At 69.6% G+C, this 15709-nt stretch carries 15 protein-coding genes; 3 read left to right on the top strand and 12 right to left on the bottom strand.

All coding sequences use genetic code 11. The features are described 5' to 3' along the window. The first annotated feature begins 23 nt into the window (after positions 1-23). Entirely contained in the window at positions 24-1004 is a 981-nt protein-coding gene (locus G6N48_RS00160) for a hypothetical protein (RefSeq protein ID WP_085269395.1), read from the top strand. A gap of 9 nt (positions 1005-1013) precedes the next feature. Here G6N48_RS00160 and G6N48_RS00155 read toward each other — a convergent pair whose 3' ends face one another. The 5 genes from G6N48_RS00155 to glyA all read right to left on the bottom strand — a co-directional run bounded on the left by G6N48_RS00155 (position 1014) and on the right by glyA (position 7211). Beyond that, the gene (locus tag G6N48_RS00155) at positions 1014-2477 is read right to left on the bottom strand and encodes an adenylate/guanylate cyclase domain-containing protein (protein WP_085269396.1); all 1464 of its coding nucleotides are present in this window, start codon (positions 2475-2477) and stop codon (positions 1014-1016) included. Between the two features lie 37 nt (positions 2478-2514). Beyond that, the gene (locus tag G6N48_RS00150; protein ID WP_085269397.1) at positions 2515-3390 is read right to left on the bottom strand and encodes a polysaccharide deacetylase family protein; all 876 of its coding nucleotides are present in this window, start codon (positions 3388-3390) and stop codon (positions 2515-2517) included. An 87-nt stretch (positions 3391-3477) separates the two neighbouring features. Continuing rightward, entirely contained in the window at positions 3478-4779 is a 1302-nt protein-coding gene (locus G6N48_RS00145) for a PhoH family protein (RefSeq protein WP_085269398.1), read from the bottom strand. A gap of 223 nt (positions 4780-5002) precedes the next feature. After that, the gene (locus tag G6N48_RS00140; RefSeq protein ID WP_085269399.1) at positions 5003-5830 is read right to left on the bottom strand and encodes an acyl-ACP desaturase; all 828 of its coding nucleotides are present in this window, start codon (positions 5828-5830) and stop codon (positions 5003-5005) included. Between the two features lie 100 nt (positions 5831-5930). After that, the gene (gene glyA, locus G6N48_RS00135) at positions 5931-7211 is read right to left on the bottom strand and encodes a serine hydroxymethyltransferase (protein WP_085269400.1); all 1281 of its coding nucleotides are present in this window, start codon (positions 7209-7211) and stop codon (positions 5931-5933) included. A 116-nt stretch (positions 7212-7327) separates the two neighbouring features. Between glyA and coaA the strand changes: the two genes are divergently transcribed. Continuing rightward, positions 7328-8266 (top strand): type I pantothenate kinase, encoded by a 939-nt coding sequence (coaA, locus tag G6N48_RS00130; protein WP_085269401.1) that lies wholly within the window; start codon positions 7328-7330, stop codon positions 8264-8266. A gap of 37 nt (positions 8267-8303) precedes the next feature. On the opposite strand, the gene G6N48_RS00125 is transcribed toward coaA, so the two are convergent. From G6N48_RS00125 to G6N48_RS00115, 3 genes are all read right to left on the bottom strand, one after another. After that, complete coding sequence (locus G6N48_RS00125; protein ID WP_085269402.1) at positions 8304-8717, bottom strand: hypothetical protein; 414 nt, start codon at positions 8715-8717, stop codon at positions 8304-8306. A 235-nt stretch (positions 8718-8952) separates the two neighbouring features. Then, the gene (locus G6N48_RS00120; RefSeq protein WP_085269403.1) at positions 8953-10323 is read right to left on the bottom strand and encodes a hypothetical protein; all 1371 of its coding nucleotides are present in this window, start codon (positions 10321-10323) and stop codon (positions 8953-8955) included. A 2-nt stretch (positions 10324-10325) separates the two neighbouring features. After that, positions 10326-11114: a (2Z,6E)-farnesyl diphosphate synthase gene (locus tag G6N48_RS00115; protein ID WP_085269469.1), complete on the bottom strand. Its 789-nt coding sequence runs from the start codon at positions 11112-11114 to the stop codon at positions 10326-10328. A 165-nt stretch (positions 11115-11279) separates the two neighbouring features. Here G6N48_RS00115 and trhA point away from each other — a divergent pair, with 165 nt between their 5' ends. Continuing rightward, positions 11280-12041 (top strand): PAQR family membrane homeostasis protein TrhA, encoded by a 762-nt coding sequence (gene trhA / locus G6N48_RS00110; RefSeq protein WP_085269404.1) that lies wholly within the window; start codon positions 11280-11282, stop codon positions 12039-12041. A 26-nt stretch (positions 12042-12067) separates the two neighbouring features. Here trhA and G6N48_RS00105 read toward each other — a convergent pair whose 3' ends face one another. From G6N48_RS00105 to mca, 4 genes are read right to left on the bottom strand one after another with little or no spacing between them, the layout of a single operon-like run. Further along, positions 12068-12451, bottom strand: a complete 384-nt coding sequence (locus tag G6N48_RS00105) for a nuclear transport factor 2 family protein (RefSeq protein WP_085269405.1) — start codon at positions 12449-12451, stop codon at positions 12068-12070. A gap of 14 nt (positions 12452-12465) precedes the next feature. After that, positions 12466-14499: a thioredoxin domain-containing protein gene (locus G6N48_RS00100; protein ID WP_085269406.1), complete on the bottom strand. Its 2034-nt coding sequence runs from the start codon at positions 14497-14499 to the stop codon at positions 12466-12468. After that, positions 14486-14767, bottom strand: a complete 282-nt coding sequence (locus G6N48_RS00095; RefSeq protein ID WP_085269407.1) for a hypothetical protein — start codon at positions 14765-14767, stop codon at positions 14486-14488. The genes G6N48_RS00100 and G6N48_RS00095 overlap by 14 nt, the downstream gene beginning before the upstream one ends. Continuing rightward, positions 14764-15636 carry a mycothiol conjugate amidase Mca gene (mca, locus tag G6N48_RS00090; RefSeq protein ID WP_085269408.1) on the bottom strand — a complete coding sequence of 291 codons (873 nt, stop codon included), beginning with the start codon at positions 15634-15636 and terminating at the stop codon, positions 14764-14766. The genes G6N48_RS00095 and mca overlap by 4 nt, the downstream gene beginning before the upstream one ends. Between the last annotated feature and the right edge of the window lie 73 nt (positions 15637-15709).

Here is a 15709-nt window from a genome sequence, read left to right as displayed (position 1 = left end):
TCGATGAAAGCGCTGGTTCGGCGATGACGGTCCCTCCCGGCGGTCCCCACGGCCAGGACCCGTACGGATCCAATCCCTATGGGCAGCAACCCCAGTGGGGTCCCCCGCCGCAGGGCGGCCCCTACCCGTACCCGCAGGGCGCGCCCTACCAGTACCCGGGCGGCGCGAATCCCTACCCCGAGGGCGGCTACGGCTACCCGCCGCCGCAGCAATATCCCCAACCGGGCCAGCAGTATCCGTCCGGCTGGCCCGGCGGTCCTTATCCGCCCGGTCCCCCGCCGAGGGGACCCCGCTCGAAGCTGCCGTGGCTGATCCTCGCAGGCGTCGCGGTACTCGGGATCATCGCGTTGACGGTCATTCTGGTCATCGGCCTCGGCGGCCAGAAGAAGTCGGGCACGGCGCGTCCGCCGAGCCCCTCTGCCTCGCCGAGCCTCCCGACGACGCAACCCGGCGGCACCGGCCAGACCGCGACCGGCTGTACCCCGAACGTGTCCGGCGGCGAGAAGCCCACCGGCGACACGATCAGCGCCGGCCCGCTGTCGTTCCCGGCCAGCGCGACGCCCGGGTGGTCCGGCTTCTCCGACGACCAGACCCCGAACCTCATCGGCGCGGTGGGTGTAGGCGCCGAAGTGCCCGGCGCCAGCCAGTGGATGATGCAGGCCGAGGTCGCCGTCACCAATTTCGTGAGCAGCATGGACGTGACGGCACAGGCCTCGAAGCTGATGGACTGCGTCGCCAACGGCCCCGGCTACGCGAACGCGTCGCCCACCCTGAACGCGCCCAAGACGTCGTCGATCACTGTCGACGGCCTCAAGGCGGCCCGGGTGGACGCCGACGTCACGATCGCCGACCCGTCCCGCGGCGTCAAGGGCGACTCGGTCACCATCGTCGCGGTCGACACCAAGCCGGTCAGCATCTTCCTGGGCGCCACTCCAATCGGCGACGCCGCCGACGCCGCCACCATCAACCGGGTCGTCGGGGCGCTGAAGGCCTCGAAGTCCTGACCCGGCCGGCTAGTTCGCCGGCGCCGGCGCACAGACGTGGGTGGGCTCGGACCGCCCGCGGAGCACGGTCGAATAGATCTCGGCCCAGTGCGCGCGTTCTGCCTCGCCGGCCCACTCGATAGCCCTTGCGGCGCAGAGGATCCGGCGGTCGGCGGTTTTGGCCAGGTCGGCCAGGCGCGCGGCCTCGTTGACGGCGTCGCCGATCACCGTGTATTCGTAGCGGTTCTCTGCGCCGATGTTGCCGGCGAACACGCGGCCCGCCGAGACACCGATGCCGAAGTCGACGACGGGCAACCGGCGCAGCTGCGAGCCCAGCGCACGCGCGGTCGCCAGGGCCGCCGACGCCGGCTCGCTTGTCGGCAGAGGCACCCCGAAGACCGCCAGCGCCGCGTCGCCGGCGAACTTGTTGACCAGCCCATGGTGTTCGTCGACGGCGTCGACCACGATCCTGAAGAAGTCGTTGAGGACCCCGGCAACCGCCTGCGGCGAGCGGCTTTCCGCGAGGTGCGTGGAGCCCACCAGGTCGATGAAGAGCACTGCCGCCTCCACCACATCGCCCGACAGCGACGCGCCCTGTGTGATGGCGCGGTGGGCGACGTCGGTTCCGACGTGCCGGCCGAACAGGTCCCTGAGCCGCTCGCGCTCCACCAGACCGGCGACCATCCGATTGAACCCGGTCTGCAGCCGCCCGATCTGCGAGCGCTCGTACGCGCCGACGTAGGTGCCGATGCGCCCGTGCTCGACCTCGGCCATCGCATCGACCACCTCGCCGATCGGATCGGAGATGGAACGCGACGTCAAGATCATGGTCGGCAACCCGAGAATCAGCGCTGCCAGCGCCACCATCAGGATGGGCACGTCCAGCGACGCGGACCCGACGATCAGCCACCGGTGCGAGCGCAGCACGATCAGCGTCGCGATGACGCCGATCGGAAAGGCGCTGCCCACAAACCACATCAGCACCAGCCGGGCATATACACCCGGCACCGCGAGCCGGGGTTCACCGTCGCGCGTGGCCGCGACCATAATTGGGCGCAGAATCCGTTGCGCGAGAAGCATTCCCGTGCCGGCAGCGGCCGGCCCGCCCAGCAGCGCACCCAGCGCGACGGGCAGCAGAAGCTGGGCACCGCCGGCGAGGTTGAGCAGCATGAAGATTGCGCCGCTGATCGCCCAGGCCCCGGACAGGATGGCCGATTGGCGGCCGGCGAGCCTGATCGCCGCGTCCCGTTGTTCGGCCGTCGGCCGGTCCCCCGGGACATACCAGCGCAGGGTCGGAGCGAGGCTGCACACGCCGGCCGCCGCGACGCCGATGGTGCCCAGGGAAATGAGCGCCGGAATCGCCACCGTGTTGTGCTGCGCGACGGTGGACCCCACCACCGAGACGTGGCCTCGCAGCGGGATCAAGATGGCGGCGGCCTCGATGACGGCCAGCAGGTAGGCGGAAGCGAGGTCGATACCGTATTGGATCGACAACCGGCGGGCAGACTTTCGTTGTCCGGCTGCCACGCCGCTACGCCCCGTTGTTCGGCCCGCCCGAGTTCTGGCCCGGGATGTCGCTGATCGGGAAGTTGGGCATGGGGTTCGGCGAGGGCGTGTTAGGCAGCGTCGGGATCTCAGCGGCCGGGATGTCGCGAAGGCCGTTGACGGGTGGCCCGTTCTCCCGGGAGCCGTAACTGCTGCCGGGGGCGCGCGTCCCGAGCAGTTGGCTCACCGTGACCATGCGGTACCCGTTTGCCTTGAGTACGGGGATGAACTGGTACACCAGGTCGACGGTGCTCGAGTAGGTGTCGTGGAACAACACGACCGAGCCGGGCTTGATGTAGGTCATCAGCATGTATCTGGTTGCGGCCGTGTTGGAATCGTTGGCCCAGTCGAAGGGGATGACGTCCCAGAGGATTTCGGCGAGGCCGTACTTGGCGGCGGTCTGGCGGACGGCGTCGTCGGACAGGCCCCCGGCGGGGCGGTACAGGTTCGGTGTGTGGCCGGTGGCGGCGGTGATCGCGTCGTTGGCCTTCGCGAACTGCGCGGCGATGTCCTGGGAGGGGATGGTCGTCATGTTGGGGTGTTCCCACGTGTGGTTGCCGATCTCCATCCCGGCGTCGGCGATGCGCCTGGCGCCCGCCGGATTGGCCGCCACCTTGTTGCCGATCAGGAAGAACGTGGCCTTGGCGTCGTTGTCCTTCAGAATCTGCAGCAACCTTTCGTCGAACGGGCTGGGGCCGTCGTCGAACGTCAGCGCGACGCACTTGACCACCGAGCAGCTGAGATCGTCGGCGCGCGTGACGTGGCCGGTCAGGCCGCCGATCACCAGCACGGCGGCGGCCGCCACGACACCGACTACCGTGCGCCAGTAGCGCCAGGCCTGGTTGTCGGGTCGTTTCGGCACGGTGAAAGCCTACTCACCGCCGCCCCGCAACCGGAGACGCGTTTCGCGCGTGCACGGTCGTGAACGCGGTTCGGTGGGCCGACGGGGTCAGTGCGGCCCGGCGATCTCCTCGAGCATCTCGGTGACCAGCGCGGCGATCGGTGAGCGTTCGCTGCGCAGCAGCGTGATGTGGGCGAACAGCGGGTGTCCCTTGAGCTTCTCGATGACCGCGGCGACCCCGTCGTGGCGGCCCACCCGCAGGTTGTCGCGCTGGGCGATGTCGTGGGTGAGGACCACCCGCGACCCGGCGCCCAACCGCGACAGGACCGTCAGCAGCACGTTGCGTTCCAGCGACTGGGCCTCGTCGACGATGACGAACGAGTCGTGCAGCGACCGGCCCCGGATGTGGGTCAGCGGCAACACCTCCAGCATGCCCCGGGAGAGGACCTCCTCGAGCACCGCGGGGCTGGCCAGGCCCTCGAGGGTGTCGAACACCGCCTGCGCCCAGGGGCCCATCTTCTCGCTCTCGCTGCCGGGCAGGTAGCCCAGCTCCTGGCCGCCGACGGCATACAGCGGGCGAAACACGACCACCTTGCGCTGGGTCCGCCGTTCCAGCACCGCCTCCAGGCCGGCGCACAGGGCCAGCGCAGACTTGCCGGTGCCGGCCTTGCCGCCGAGCGACACGATGCCCACCGACTCGTCGAGCAGCAGGTCGAGCGCCACCCGCTGCTCGGCGGACCGGCCGCGCAGCCCGAACACCTCGCGGTCACCGCGAACCAGCTGCACGCGCTTGTCGGCGTTGACCCGGCCGAGGGCATGAGAGCTGCCTCCGAGCAGGCGAATGCCGGTGTGGCACGGCAGTTCTCGGGCCTCGGCCAGGTCGATCTCGCCGTCGGCGAACAGGGCGTCGATGTCCTCGGTAGCGGCCTCGATCTCGTGCATGCCCGACCATCCCGACGCCACGACGTCCTGCGCGTGGTACTCGTCGGCGGGCAGACCCACCGCTGCGGCCTTGACACGCAGCGGAATGTCCTTGCTTACCAACGTGACCCGCTTGCCCTCCGCGGCAAGGTTGGCGGCACAGCTCAGGATCCGGCAGTCGTTGTTGTCGCTGCGAAATCCGGCGGGCAGCACCGCGGGGTCGGTATGGTTGAGCTCTACGTGCAGCGTGCCGCCTTGCGTCCCAACGGGAATGGGCTGGTCCAGCCGGCCGTGCTCGAGCCGGAGGTCATCGAACAGGCGCAGCGCCTGGCGCGCGAACCACCCCAACTCGTGGTGATGGCGTTTGGCCTCCAGTTCGCTGATCACCACCAGCGGAACCACCACCTCGTGCTCGGCGAACCGGCTGCATGCCCATGGGTCGGACAGCAGCACGGACGTGTCGATCACGTAGGTCCGGATTTCGGTCACGTAGCGCTCCTCGAGCGGGAAAGCCCGCGCGGACCCGCACGAGCATGTGGGCGGGAGCCGCAGCACCAGGACCGGGGCCGGTCCTTCCGCGATCGTGACGGGAGGTGCCGCCCTGGCAGCAGAGCATGTCGCTGGCCATCGCCACTGACGCTACTCTCGTCGCGGCGCGCCCGCCGCGCAGGCGCGCCGAGTCCGGCCGGCGGCGGCGCGGGAGGAAGTCGGCTCAGCCGGCGAGGAACTGCTTCAGCCGGGGCTCGTCGACCAGGCCCCAGGCCGTGATGCGGTCGGAGATCGCCTGCCGCAGCTGTGCGCGATCGAAAATGCCCGCGTCGGCGACGTTTTGCACCTTGTCCCGATAGGAGTCGATGTCGGCACCGACCACCTGCATTTCGGCCGCGCGCTTGGCGATGGCCTCGATGGTCTCGTCGCGTGCGTAGTCGAGGCAGTGCGCGATGAGGTTCGAGAAGAACTCCTCGTGGCGCGCCTCGTCGCGGGCGATCCGGTCGATCAGCCCGGCCAGGATGGGCTCCTCGAGTTGCGCCGCCAGGTTGCGGCAGAACACGGCGTGGGTGCGCTCGGCGAACGCCATGTACGCCAGCGTCTCGATCTGCGTGTACGTGTCGGCGCGGTAGCCCTTCATCACGTACTGGACCCGGGCCTCCTCGTTGGCCGTCGGGTCGACTTCCCGCGTGACGACCAGGTATTCACGCAACGCGATCGCGTGCAGGTGTTCCTCGGCGGTCCACCGGCCCAGCCAGCGGCCCCACCAGTCCTCGAGGATGAAGTGCTCGACCAGTTCGCGGTGGTGGCCGGCGAGGTTGTCCTTGAGCAGCAGCAGGATCTCGCAGGCATCGGTGAACTTGCGGGGCAGCGTGGCCTGAGACGGGTCCCAGTCGCGGCCGCCGAGGAAGGCGAAGTTCTCGCCCCGCTCGAACGGCACGTAATCGTGGGCGAACCAGATGTCCTCGGTGTTGAGGTGGCGGTCCATGTTCGCTTCGACCACGGGCTCGAGTTCCAGTGTCAGCGCGTTAGCGACAGGTTTCTGTGCCATGGGGTTACTGTAACTCGCTGACACAGGTTCATGAAATCTCGTGTTCGTGTCGCGGCGAATTGGTGACTTTGGTCCTTGAGCACGCCCGGCCCGATCGCGACTAGCGGTCGACCAGCGTCCAGTCCTCGATCCCGTCGTAAAGGGGGAACTCGCGGGCCAGCCGCGTCACCCGCTCGCGCAGTGCCGGCAGGTCGGCGGCGGTGCCGGCCGCCAGGGCCGTGGCGATGATGTCGGCCACCTCGGTGAACTCCGCGTCCGCGAACCCGCGGGTGGCCAGCGCCGGTGTTCCCACCCGCAGGCCGGAGGTGACCATCGGTGGCCGGGGGTCGTTGGGCACGGCGTTGCGGTTGACGGTGATGCCGATCTCGTGCAGCAGGTCCTCGGCGGCCTTGCCGTCGAGGACCGAGTCGCGCAGGTCGACCAGCACCAGGTGGACGTCGGTGCCGCCGCTGACCACCGACACGCCCGCCTTGCTGACGTCGGCGGCCGTCAGGCGGTCGGCGATGATGCGGGCGCCGGACAGCGTGCGCTGCTGACGGTCGGCGAATTCGGGCGTGGTGGCGATCTTGAGGGCCACCGCCTTGCCCGCGATCACATGCATCAGCGGACCGCCCTGCTGGCCGGGGAACACCGCGGAGTTGATGGCTTTGGCGTATTCCTGCTTGCCCATGATCATGCCGGAGCGGGCACCGCCCAGCGTCTTGTGCACGGTCGTGGACACGACGTCCGCGTGCGGCACCGGCGAGGGGTGCAGTCCGACGGCGACCAGGCCCGCGAAGTGGGCCATGTCCACCCACAGCTTGGCGCTGACCTCGTCGGCGATCGACCGGAACGCCGCGAAGTCCAGCACCCGTGGGTAGGCCGACCAGCCCGCGATGATGACCTTGGGGCGCAGCTCGAGGGCCCGCTCCCGGACCGTGTCCATGTCCACCAGGTGAGTCTTGGGGTCGACGCCGTAGAAGCCGGCCTCGTAGAGCTTGCCCGAGAAGTTCAGCTTCATGCCGTGGGTGAGGTGGCCCCCGTTGGCGAGGTCGAGCCCCAACAGGTGCTCCCCCGGCTTCATCAGCGCGTGCAGCACGGCGGCGTTGGCCTGCGCGCCCGAATGCGGTTGCACGTTGGCGAAGTCGGCGCCGAACAGCGCCTTGGCGCGATCGCGGGCGATGTTCTCCACCACGTCGACGTACTCGCAGCCGCCGTAGTAGCGGCGCCCGGGCAGCCCCTCGGCGTACTTGTTGGTCAGCACGCTGCCCTGTGCCTGCAGCACCGCGCGCGGCACGAAGTTCTCCGAGGCGATCATCTCGAGGGTGTCGCGTTGCCGGTGCAACTCCTTGTCGAGCAACTCGGCGATGTCCGGGTCCACCTCGGCGAGCGGGGCGGACATCACGGACGTGGAGGGGCGGGCGTCAGGTCCAGCGGTCACGGGCCTCAGTCTATCGAGCGGCACCAACACCCGGCCCCAGCGTTCGCTGTCAGCCGGCTGCTGCAAGACTGAGAGGCATGCCGCGGCTTAGCGAGCCGAGCCCTTACGTGGAGTTCGACCGGAAGCAATGGCGTGCGCTTCGTATGTCGACGCCGCTGGCCCTCACCGAGGACGAGCTCGTCGGCCTGCGCGGCCTGGGCGAACAGATCGACTTGCTCGAGGTCGAAGAGGTCTACCTGCCCCTGGCCCGGTTGATCCATCTGCAGGTCGCCGCGCGGCAGCGGTTGTTCGCCGCCACCGCGGAGTTCTTGGGTGAGCCCCAGCAGAATCCCGACCGGCCGGTGCCGTTCATCATCGGCGTGGCCGGCAGCGTCGCGGTCGGCAAGTCGACGACCGCACGCGTGCTGCAAGCGCTGCTGGCCCGCTGGGATCACCATCCCCGGGTGGACCTGGTGACCACCGACGGCTTCCTGTACTCCAACGCCGAGCTGGACCGGCGGAACCTCATGCATCGCAAGGGGTTTCCGGAGAGCTACAACCGTAGGGCGCTGATGCGCTTCGTGACGTCGATCAAGTCCGGTTCGGACCACGCGTGCGCGCCGGTGTACTCGCACCTGAAATACGACATCATCCCGGGCGCCAAGCAGGTCGTCAGGCACCCCGACATCCTGATCCTCGAGGGCCTCAACGTCTTACAGACCGGCCCCACCCTGATGGTCTCGGACCTGTTCGACTTCTCGCTGTATGTGGACGCCCGCATCGAGGACATCGAACAGTGGTACGTGTCGCGGTTCCTGGCGATGCGCAGCACAGCGTTCGCCGACCCGCAATCACACTTCCACCACTACGCGCCCCTCAACGACACCAAGGCCGTCGCCGCCGCGCGCGAGATCTGGCGGTCCATCAACCGCCCCAATCTGGTCGAGAACATCCTGCCCACCCGTCCCCGCGCCACCCTGGTGCTGCGCAAGGACGCCGATCACTCCATCAATCGGCTCCGCCTGCGCAAGCTGTGACGGGCCCCCGGTTGCGTGGCCGCGCCTGGCCGGCCGGTCAGCGCGGGAGGCGCCGCACGCCCAGGTATTGCAGCGCGGCGAACGCGGCGGTGTAGGCGCCGCCGGCCAGCGTCGCGACGACCCCGAACGTGGTCATGGGCACCGCTGCGGCGGCGGCGACGGCGGCCAGGGTGGTGGCGGCGTTGGCGATGATGACGCCGATCCCCGCACGGCGCAGGTCCGGCATCGCTGCCAGGCCGAAGACCAGCAGGCCCGAGAGCACGAAGAAGGCGCCGAGGGCGTACTCCTGCAGAGACGTCCGGCCCGTCAGCGACGACAGCGGATCTGCGACGAACGCGACGGCAAGGCCGCAAAGTCCCGTGAACGTGGCATCGGCGCGCATGGCGAAACGCAGCAGCGAGTCGGTCGAGTCGTAGAGGGGTCGGGTGGGTAGTCCGGACAGGGCGGTCATGGGATCTCTCCTCGCGATGGCGGATGGGTCGAACAGGTTTGAGCGTCCCGCCCAAGCACTGCCATATCGACTCGTGGCACTGCCAACCACTGCCACGGATACAACGACCAGTGACTTCCCGCCGCTATTCCCGCGGCGGTGATCCCCGTCACGTCCGCCTCACCGGTCACAGCGGGCAGACCGCCACCCGCCTGCGTGGATGACGGCCGTGACGTGTGGGGCTTCGGCCGGGGGCTCACTCGCTGGTGACCGCGACGCGACCGCGAAGATCGGCGGCGATCAGCCGCGCCGCGGCGTTCTGCCAGTTGTGCAGCGAACGCTGAGGGACCTCGGTGGCGAACCACTGCCAGGCTTGCCGGGCCGTCGGGTCCAGCCCCGCCGCGGTGGCGTTCTGCGCGTACGCGCGCACACCGACGACGTAGGGGAAGTAGAGCGAGTTGTAGTGGCGCCAGTGCTCGGTGGTGCCGAAATCCCCGCCGTCGCGCGGCTTGAGCCGGCCGATGGCATCGGCGAGAACGGCTTTGAGCTCGTTGGCCCGCTCCAGCGGTTGATCGGCCGCGCCCCGCGCCGCCAGTCGCTCGTCGATCACGGGCAGCGCGGTCAGCGGGCTGGCGACCAGCTTGGTCAGGTCGCCGTAATGCCCGATCGCACGGCGGGTCAGCCTCGCGAAGGTGTCGTCGTCGACGTCTTCGAGCGGGTCGACCGAGCGCAGGGGCAGCGCCGCCCCGGTGTGCCGCAGTGTGGCCCGGTCCTGCCGCAGACCCGGCGACCGCCGGAAGGCGAGCCGGTCGAGCATCCCGGCGAGCGGGTCGGCGAGTACCTGTACGGCGATCGCGACCGCCAGGCTGCCGAACAGCAGGACGCTCAACACCGCCTGCGCCGTCGGGTCGTGGCGCGTGACCGCCAACGCGACCAGCGCCTGGCCACCGAAGAGCACCGCCACGACGATCGAGCCGGCGAACGAGCGCAGCATGTCGGCGCGCAGCGCCTGACCCTCGTCGAAGGCGTCCCAGACGGCCACCGCCAACCCCAGCATCAGCACGTCGAAACCGGTGGAGGCCAGCGCCAGCCAGCTCGGCAGCAGGCCCAGGGGAATGATCAGGATGGCGTTGCCCAGCGCGAAGAACAGGGTGGCGACCACGACGACGCCCGCCACGGGAACCGGTTGCGCGGGACGCAACAGCGCGGCCACCATCGCCCCCAGCGTGGACAGCGAGATCGCGGCGAACATCAGCACGTGGCCGGCACGCAGCGGCCCCTCGACGCTGCCGGCCAGCACCGCGCCGCACAGGGTCAGCGCGGCGACGCCGGCCACCAGGAGCAGCTCGCGGGAGCGCGCCCGCCAGTGATCGCGCGGCCGCGCCAGCTCGACCAGCACTGCGAACCACGCCACGCCGGGCACCGCGACGAGGTAGATCTCGAGCTTGCTCAGCAGCCCGGTGTGCGTGACGCCCGCCGTGCGCACCGCGTCCAGTGCCACCACGACGGCGAAACCGCACAGGCCCACCGCCGCTAGCGCGAGCACCGGTTTGCGGGGATCGCGCGCCAACAGGTAGAGCCCGAGCCACCCGCTCAGCGTGAACACCAACGCGGACAGGGCGGCCATGGCTACCTGCCGTACCGGCGATGCCGCTGGCTGTAGTCGCGCAGCGCGCGCAGGAAGTCGACCCGGCGGAACGCGGGCCAGTGCGCCTCGGTGAACCACATCTCCGAGTACGCGCTCTGCCACAGCAGAAACCCGGACAGCCGCTGTTCGCCCGACGTGCGGATCACCAGGTCGGGGTCGGGCTGGCCGGAGGTGTAAAGGTTTTCCGAGATGCCCTCGACCGTGACCGCGTCGATCAGTTCCTCGGCCGTCGCGCCGTTGGCTAGTTCCTTGCTCAACAGCGCACGCACCGCGTCGACGATCTCGCGGCGGCCCCCGTAACCGACCGCGACATTGACGTGGAACGACGCGACGACCGGCGTGGAGTCCACCGCACCGCGCAGTCGGCGGGCGGGTTCCTCGCCGAGCAGTTCGAGATCGCCGACGGTGCGCACACTCCACTGATTTGCCGGCGCGCAGATCTCCTCGACCACGTCGGTGATGATCTCGATGAGCCCGGCGAGCTCTGCGGGATCGCGTTGCAAATTCTCGGTGGACAACAGGTACACGGTGGCCATCTCGATGCCGGCCTCCTGGCACCAGCGCAGCATCTCGGCGATCTTGGCGGCGCCCATCCGGTAGCCGTAGCGCACGTCGTCGTAGCCCGCATCGCGCGCCCACCGCCGGTTTCCGTCGCACAGAACCGCGATGTGGCGGGGCAACTCGGCCTTCGAGGCGGCCAGCCCCTGCCTCAGCCGCAACTCGTAGACGCGGTACAGCGGCTCCTTGAGCCGCGGCGGAATGACTTCCACGACCACTCACCCTACTGCGAGCGCCCGCGAATTTCGGGGGGCAATCCGGGGGAAGCCCACCGGAGCGGTCGAGACCGGCCCGTAACCAACCCTGACTACTGTGGATCTCGATCGACCCCCTGGCAAGTCCCTACTTGCGTACCCGCTGCAGAGGCAACAGGAGACATGAGCAGCCAGACGAGCACGGCCACCAATCCGGAACCCGAGTCCGAACCGATCACACCCGGCAACACCGTCGACCACATCGTCGAGGGCGCCGCCAGCAAGCCGCGGATGCGCGGCTGGATCCACTTCTACTCGGCGTGGCTGGCCGTGATCACCGGCGCGACGCTGGTGTCGGTGTCGTGGGCGGTCGCCTCGCCCCGCGCCGGTCATTCGACGCTGATCTACGCCGCCTCCACGGTGGCGATGTTCGCCGTGAGCGCCACCTATCACCGCGTGCACTGGAAGTCGGCGATCGTGCGCACGCGCATGAAGCGGCTCGACCATTCGATGATCTTCGTGTTCATCGCCGGCAGCTATACGCCCTTCGCACGGCTGGTGATGCCGCAGGACACCGGGGTGGTGGTGCTGTGGATCGTCTGGGGCGGCGCGGCCGCGGGCATTTTGCTGAAGGTGTGCTGGCCGACGGCGCCCCGCTGGCTCGGCGTGCCGCTCTATCTGCTGCTGGGCTGGGTGGCGGTGTGGTACGCCCCCACGATCCTGCACCAGGCCGGGGTGGCCGCGATGGTGCTACTGGCTGTCGGCGGGGTGCTCTACAGTGTCGGCGGCGTGTTCTATGGGCTGCGCTGGCCGGATCCCTGGCCGCGAACGTTCGGCTACCACGAAATCTTCCACGCCTTCACCGCGGTCGCCGCGATCCTGCACTACATCGCGATGTGGCTCGCGGTCTTCTACGCGGGCAACCACGCCTGGCTCGCGCACTGAGCCGGGCGGGCCGCATCGTCGCCGGGCTACCCCTGGGTGACGTTCGCCGCCGACCAGTAGGCCTTCATGGCGGTGACCTTGCCGCGGTCGTCGAAGACCATGACGTCGATGGGCTCGATCACCATCCGGTGGTCGCCCGCGGTCACGGTCAGCCGGAACAGGAAGGCCGCCTCGTTGCCCGCGACCCGCAACGAGACGAGTTCGCACTCGCGCGCCACGCCGTCGACCGCGGAGTAGAAGCCGTGGATCGCCTGGCGTCCGATGTGCACCTCGCCCCCCACCGGATCCTCGACCGTGGCGTCGTCGGCGTACAGCTCGACCAGGTCGTCGGCGCTGCCCTTGGCGACCAGTTCGATGTAGCGGTTGACCGTGTCGGTGATTGCTTGGACCCTGTCGGCGGCGTTGCGCATGTGACGAGACGCTACTACCCCGGGACGCCCAGCGCGGCGGCGAGTTCGGTTGCCCCGGTTACGGGTAGATCGCAGACGCGACCGCGGCAGACGTAGGCGGCGTCGGCGTCGGCGACCCGGTCGCGCCCGACCAGCAGCGCCGACGAGTCGCTCGCGCCGCCCACCACGATGGCCCCGCCGGGCGCCAGCCGGCGCGCGTCGGCCAGCAGCGCCGACCGCGACGGATCGCAGACCACCGCGACCTGCAGCGGCCCGCGGACGGCGGACTCCGCGACCGCCAGCCAGTGCACGGCCGAGCGCGGCGCGCGCTCGAGCAGCAGCGAGTGCGCGCTCAGCGACTCGAGCGCGGCACTCAGGTAGAGGTCCGCGCGGTCGCCGGCGACCAGGTGCGCCGCCGTCAGCAGCGCTTCGGTGATCGACGACGCGCCCGACGGGGTCGCCCCGTCCAGGGTGTCGGCGGGCCGTAGCACCAGCGCCTCGGCGTCATCGGCGGTGTCGAACCAGCGGCCGGGCCGTTCGGGGTCGACGAAGTGCCGCAGCGCGGCGTCCAGCAGGCCGGCCGCCGCCGTCAGCCAGGACTCGCTGGCGGTCAGCTGGTACAGCGAAAGCAAACCGGTCGCCAGCATCGCGTAGTCCTCCAGGATGGCGGCGCTGTCGCCCACCACTTTCCCGAGGCTGGCGCGCCGCAGCCGGCCGCCGACCAGGTGCAGCTCCAGCAGCGCCGTCGCGCAGCGCTGCGCGGCCCGGGCGAACTCCGGTTCCCCCAACGCCACGGAGGCCTCGGCGAGCGCGGTGATCGCCAGGCCGTTCCACGACGTGACGACCTTGTCGTCCCGTTCGGGCTGGGGTCGCGCGCGCCGGGCGGCCAGCAGCGCGGTCCGGACGCGTTCGAGTCGCTGCGGGTCGTCCGGGTCGGCGGGCAGCCGCAGCACCGAGGTCCCGTGCTCGAAGGTCCCGGACTCGGTGACGCCGAAAACCTTTGCCGCCCAGGGTCCGTCGACGCCACCCAGCGCCCCGGCCAGCTGCTGAGGCGTCCACACATAGGTCGAGCCCTCACGGCCGTCGGCGTCGGCGTCCAACGACGACGTGAACATGCCCCCCACGCAAAGCTCGTCGAGCATGAATCGTGCCGTCTGCGTGGCGATCCGGCGCGCCAACGGGTCCCCGGTCCGTCGCGCCCAGTGCGCGTAGGTCCGCAACAACAGCGCGTTGTCGTAGAGCATCTTCTCGAAATGCGGTACCACCCAGGCCTTGTCGACGCTGTAGCGGGCGAAGCCGCCGGCCAGCTGGTCGTAGATGCCGCCGCGGGCCATCGCGTTTCCGGTGCGCGAGATGGTCTCCAGCACGGCGCGGGAGCCGGTGCGCTCGTAGTTGCGCAGCAGCGCCTCCAGCACCGTCGACGCCGGGAACTTGGGCGCGGTACCGAAGCCGCCGTGCGTCGCGTCCTCGTCGGCCAGCACGTTGGCGACGGCGTGGTCACACAATGCCGCCGTCACGGCCGGGCCGTCGCCGGGCAGCCCCGCCGTCATCCTGCGCAGCTCCGCCGCGATGCGGTCGGACCCCTCCTCAACCTCCCCGCGGCGTTCCCGCCAGGTGGAGGAGACCGCCGAAAGCAGCTGCAAGAAGTCGACTTTCGGGTAGTAGGTACCGCAGAAGAAGGGCCTGCCGTCGGGGGTCAGAAAACAGGTCATCGGCCAGCCGCCCTGCCCGGTCAACGCCACCGTCGCGCTCATGTAGATCGCGTCGATGTCCGGCCGTTCCTCGCGGTCGACCTTGATGCAGACGAAGTCCGCGTTCATCGCGGCGGCCACCTCGTCGTCTTCGAACGACTCGTGGGCCATGACGTGACACCAGTGACAGGCGGCGTAGCCGACGGACAGCAGGATCGGCACGTCGCGCGCCACGGCCTGGGCCAGCGCCTCCGGTGTCCATTGCTGCCAGTGCACCGGGTTGCCGGCGTGCTGACGCAGATACGGGCTGATCGCCTGCCCCAAGGTGTTCGAACCGGACTGGCCGGCCTCCGCCTCCGGTTTGCTATGCCGACCCACGGGGCTCCTCCGTGTCGGGGTCGACGGCGTCGGTCCCCTCGTCCGCCGCCTGATCGGCCTCCGGGTGCTTGGGGTCGAAGGACTTGGGTACCTTCTTGAGCTGCCGGTTCATGGATCGCAACAGCAGCATCGTGGCGATCAGCAGCAGCACGACGATCAGCAGCCCGATGGGGCTGGCCTTACCGAAATCAGGCCCGTTGTTGTGCGGGCCGGCGTCGGCTTGCCACCCGGTCCAGACGGCCGCGCCATAGGCGAGCAGGTGGTTCATTCGTCGCCCTCCAATCCCGCGAAAAGGTCGTCCTCGGGCAGTCGCACCGGGACGCGTGACCGGGCCAACTCGAACTCCTCGGTCGGCCATAGCCGCTCCTGCCAGGCGATCGGGGCGGCGAAGAAGTCGTGGTTCGGGTCGATCTGGGTGGCGTGCGCCCGCAATGCGTCGTCGCGCTGGCCGAAATACGCAGAGCACTCCACGCGCGTCGTCACCCGCGATTCGAACGGGTCGTGGTCGGCGTCCCAGTGCTCGAGCCACTTCTTGAACGGTGGCTCGTGGCCGTGCTTGACGGCTTCGTCGTGCAGCAACTGCATCCGCGCCCGCAGGAACCCGTGGTTGTAGTAGAGCTTGGACACCGACCACGGCTCGCCGGCGTCCGGAAAGCGCCGGTAGTCACCGGCCGCCTCGAACGCGCCGATCGAAACCTGATGGCAGCGAACGTGATCGGGATGCGGATAGCCGCCGTTCTCGTCGTAGGTGGTCATCACGTGCGGCCGGAACTCCCGGACCACCCGAACCAGGGCCTCGACGGAGACCTCCAGCGGCACCAGCGCGAAACAACCCTCGGGCAGCGGTGGCGGCGGGTCGCCCTGGGGCAGTCCGGAGTCGACGAAACCGAGCCACGTGTGCTCGACGCCGAGTATCGCGGCGGCCTTGGCCATCTCGTCGCGGCGAATCTCGGTGATGTGCCCGCGCACGTCGGGCAGGTCCATCGCCGGATTGAGAATGTCGCCGCGCTCGCCACCGGTCAACGTCACCACCATGACCCGATGGCCCTCGTCGGCGTAGCGGGCCAGTGTCGCGGCACCCTTGCTGGATTCGTCGTCCGGGTGGGCGTGCACCGCCATCAACCGCAGCTTGCTCACGTGCCCCCTTGTCGGTCCGCTGATCACCCGGATCAGACCCTATAATTGCAGTTCCGTTCGCTGCATGACGTCG

It is taken from the genome of Mycobacterium parmense, assembly GCF_010730575.1.
Taxonomy (GTDB): Bacteria; Actinomycetota; Actinomycetes; order Mycobacteriales; family Mycobacteriaceae; genus Mycobacterium; species Mycobacterium parmense.
Note: the sequence above shows the minus strand (reverse complement) of the source record. Positions and strands in the feature narration are given on the sequence as shown.